This is a genomic window from Variovorax sp. P1_H12_2 (assembly GCF_056405335.1).
In genome coordinates this window covers 1-3,786 of sequence record NZ_JBFUCI010000527.1, presented here as the reverse complement: position 1 = coordinate 3,786, position 3,786 = coordinate 1, and the positions used below count along the sequence as shown (strand labels likewise).

The 3,786-nt window shown below is 68.0% G+C and carries 5 protein-coding genes; 3 read left to right on the top strand and 2 right to left on the bottom strand.

Annotation, left to right across the window (positions count from 1 at the left end; all coding sequences use genetic code 11):
- The 3 genes from AC1D2K_RS31630 to AC1D2K_RS31620 form a co-directional block, all read left to right on the top strand.
- The coding region (locus AC1D2K_RS31630) for an RNA polymerase sigma factor (RefSeq protein ID WP_478094006.1) at positions 1-379 on the top strand (379 nt) is incomplete at its 5' end.
- A 13-nt stretch (positions 380-392) separates the two neighbouring features.
- Positions 393-1,130, top strand: a complete 738-nt coding sequence (locus tag AC1D2K_RS31625; RefSeq protein WP_478094004.1) for an anti-sigma factor family protein — start codon at positions 393-395, stop codon at positions 1,128-1,130.
- 48 nt (positions 1,131-1,178) lie between these two features.
- The gene (locus tag AC1D2K_RS31620) at positions 1,179-1,562 is read left to right on the top strand and encodes a COG4315 family predicted lipoprotein (protein WP_478094002.1); all 384 of its coding nucleotides are present in this window, start codon (positions 1,179-1,181) and stop codon (positions 1,560-1,562) included.
- A gap of 72 nt (positions 1,563-1,634) precedes the next feature.
- Here the strand turns inward: AC1D2K_RS31620 and AC1D2K_RS31615 are convergent, their stop codons facing one another.
- Positions 1,635-2,507, bottom strand: coding sequence for a DMT family transporter (locus tag AC1D2K_RS31615; RefSeq protein WP_478094001.1), 873 nt, complete (start codon positions 2,505-2,507; stop codon positions 1,635-1,637).
- 140 nt (positions 2,508-2,647) lie between these two features.
- Positions 2,648-3,786 (bottom strand): large ribosomal subunit assembly factor BipA (locus tag AC1D2K_RS31610; RefSeq protein ID WP_478093999.1); only part of this gene is annotated, 1,139 nt, incomplete at its 5' end.

The following is a 3,786-nucleotide window of genomic DNA, read 5'->3' as shown; positions in this document are numbered from 1 at the left end:
GCTCTGGATCCTGGGCACCGACCTGCGGGCCTGGCTCTTCACGATCATGCACAACCTGTTCGCGAGTCAGCTCCGGCGTGCGCCGGCGCTCGCTCCGGTCGACCTCGACGACGTGGCGCACGAGCTGCGCGCCGTCGACTCGCAGCGCGACCAGGCGATCGATCTGCAGCGCTGCCTGCTGCTGCTGCCGGAGGATCAACGCGCGGTGCTGCTGCTGGTGGCGCTCGAGGATCTTACGTACGCCCAGGTCGCGAAGGTGCTCGGCATTCCCGCCGGCACCGTCATGTCGCGGCTGTCGCGGGCACGCGCGCGCCTGCAAGCGCTGATGGACGAGGTGCCGACGGTGTCGAACCGCACCGCCTTGCACCGGATCAAGTAACCGGCTTTCTGACATGCACGTCCCCCCTCCGCCCACCGACGCAGACCTGCACGCCTGGCAGGCCCAGCGCGACGCGTTGCGCCGGCTGCATCGCGAGGTGCTCGACGAGCCCGTCCCCGCCGCGCTGCTGCAAGCCGCGGGACAGGCCCCCGGGCGGCGTCCGGCTGAGAGGCGCTGGCTGCGCTGGGGCGGCATGGCGGCCGCCGTGGCAATCGCCTTCGGTGCCGGCTGGATGGGCAATTCCCACTGGCTGCGAGCGACCGGCGACCCGGCTCGCCTGGCCGGCTCCGCACCCGGCACCTTCGAGTTCGTGCATGCGGCGGCCGTCGCGCACGCGGTCTACTCGCCGGAAAAAAGACATCCGGTCGAGGTGGCGGCCGCCGAGCAGCAACACCTGATCCAGTGGCTCTCCAGGCGCCTCGACCGCCCATTGAAGCTGCCCGATCTGTCGGCCCAGGGCTACACGCTGGTCGGCGGCCGTCTGCTGCCGGGCAGCCAGGGCCCCAGGGCACAGTTCATGTTCGAACACGCCGGCGGCGAACGGGTCACGCTCTATGTCGGGAGCCTGGCCGAGGCGACAGCGTCCGGGTCGGGCGAGACCGCCTTCCGATTCGCGACCGAGGGGCCGGTGGCCAGCTTCTACTGGGTCGATCGCGGCTTCGGCTACGCTCTGGCCGGCGCGCTGCCGCGCGACGCATTGCTGGGCCTCGCCACCGTGGTGTACCGGCAGCTCGACAGCGGCGGCGGATAGACTGCCCGGGCTGCATTCCGAATTTTTTTAACCGAAGGAGAAATCTTCATGAAACTGCTCAGCGCCTCGATTCTTGCCGTCGCCCTGCTCGCCGGCTGCGGCAGCATGTCCAGCAAGGCGCCGGACACTCCGACCCGCACCGCCGACGGCGTGCTGATCGGCCCGACCGGCATGACGCTCTACACCTTCGACCGCGACGTYGTCGGCAGCGGCAAGTCGGTCTGCAACGGTCCCTGCACCACCGCCTGGCCGGCACTGAAGGTGGCCGACGCCGCCAAGCCGATGGGCGCCTACACGATCATCGTGCGCGACGACGGTAGTAAGCAGTGGGCCTACAAGGGCGCACCGCTCTACTACTGGTCGAAGGACACCAAGGCCGGCGACAAGACCGGTGACGGCTTCAACGGCGTCTGGAAGGTGGCTCGCCCCTGAGTCAGACGGCGCGCCTGATCGGCGCGTCCATGCGAAAGGCCGGCCATGCGCCGGCTTTTTTTCATGGGAGGCTCAGTGCGCCGTGGGCAGGGCCCGCCTGGAGGCTTCGCGCCGGTCGCGAAGGCCCAGCAGCTCGTTGAAGACCAGCGCGCCGATCACCAGTGCGCCGCCGGTCAACACGCTGGGCTCGGGCTTCTCGCCCGCTCCGATCCAGGCCAGCGCGATGCCGAAGATCACTTCCAGCAAGGCCAGCAGTGCGACCTCGGGGGCCTTGAGCACCCGCGCGCACAGCACCGAGAGCACACAGGGAATCGCGAGCTGGAACAGCCCGAGAAAGGCCAGCAGGCCGAGGTCGCGTGCATTGGCCTGGAACGGCCAGGCCAGCGGCAGCGTGACGAGCGTGGAGATCACCGCACCGATCAGCACCGCCGGCACCAGGTCGATGTCGTGGCCCTTGGCATGGGCATGCTGCACCACGGTCCAGTTGCAGGCGCCGGCCAGCGGCACGCACAGCGCCACCAGGGTGCCGAGCAGTTGCCCCTCGCCGAGCTGGGTGCCGTACATCCAGCCGATGCCGAGGCCGGCCACGACGATGGCCGCCCAGGTCCGCGCCGGCAGCTTGTGGCCGATGAAGATCCTGGCGCCGAGCGCCGTCAGCAATGGGCCCAGTGCCATCGTCACCAGCACGTTGGCGACGCTGGTGAGCGTGAGCGCGACCATGAAGGCCGTGAACATCACGCTCCAGCAGACGCCGGAGATCCACAGCTCGCGCCCGCCCTGGCGAATCTTCGAGAACACCGCGCGGCCCTGCCAGAGCGGCAGGATCACGGCCAGCGACAGCAAGGTGAAGAAGCTGCGCCAGAAGGTGACCTCGAAGCTGCGCGCATGCTCGAGGTGCCGCGTGACGACGCCGGCCGTGGCCCACATCAGGGTCACGACGACCATCAGCCAAACGGCCCGTCCATGAGTCAGCCTGGCCCCCACGCTCCCCACTTCGTGTGGTCGCTGCCCCCCGAGGGGGCCGCAGGCCGCCTTGGGGCGGCCCGGCGCCRGCCTGGACCCAGGTTTGCCCATGGCCTTCGAACTCAGTCGCGCGAAGCGCGCTTGCGCTCGTGTTCCTTCAGGTAGCGCTTGCGCAGGCGCACGCTCTTGGGCGTGATCTCGACCAGTTCGTCGTCCTCGATGAACTCGACGCCGTATTCAAGCGTGAGTTCGATCGGTGGCGTGATCTTGATCGCATCTTCCTTGCCCGAGACCCGGAAGTTGGTCAGCTGCTTCGTGCGCGTGGCATTGACCACCAGGTCGTTGTCGYGGCTGTGGATGCCGACGATCATGCCTTCGTACACCGGATCGTTGGCGCGCACGAACATGCGGCCGCGATCGTCCAGCTTGCCCAGCGCGTAGGTGAAGATCTCGCCGTCGTCCATCGAGATCAGCACGCCGTTCTTGCGGCTGCCGATCTCGCCCTTGAACGGTTCGTACTTGTCGAAGATGTTCGAGATCAGGCCCGAGCCGCGCGTCAGGTTCAGGAATTCGTTGGTGAAGCCGATCAGGCCCCGAGCCGGAATGCGGTACTCGAGGCGCACGCGGCCGCKGCCGTCCGGTTCCATGTTGACCAGTTCGCCCTTGCGTTCGCCCAGCGCCTGCATCACGCCGCCCTGGTGCTGATCCTCGATGTCGGCCGTGACCAGTTCGATCGGCTCGTGCTTCTCGCCGTTGATCTCGCGGAACACCACGCGCGGCTTGGACACGGCCATCTCGAAGCCTTCGCGGCGCATGTTCTCCAGCAGGATGGTCAGGTGCAGTTCACCTCGGCCCATGACCTCGAAGATGCCTTCCTCGTCGGTCTCGCTCACGCGCAACGCCACGTTGTGCTGCAGTTCCTTTTGCAGGCGGTCCCAGATCTGGCGGCTGGTGACGTACTTGCCTTCGCGGCCGGCCAGCGGGCTGGTGTTGACGCAGAAGTTCATGGTCAGGGTCGGCTCGTCGACCTTGAGCATCGGCAGCGGTGCCGGGTTCGACGGGTCGGTCACGGTGACGCCGATGCCGATGTCGGAGATGCCGTTGATCAGCACGATCTCGCCCGGGCCGGCCTCGGTGGCCTGCACACGCTCCAGGCCCTGGAAGGTCAGCACCTGGTTGACGCGGCCCTTGACGGTCTTGCCGTCCGGGCCTTCCATCACCACCACGTCCATCATGGGCTTGATGGTGCCCTGGCTGATGC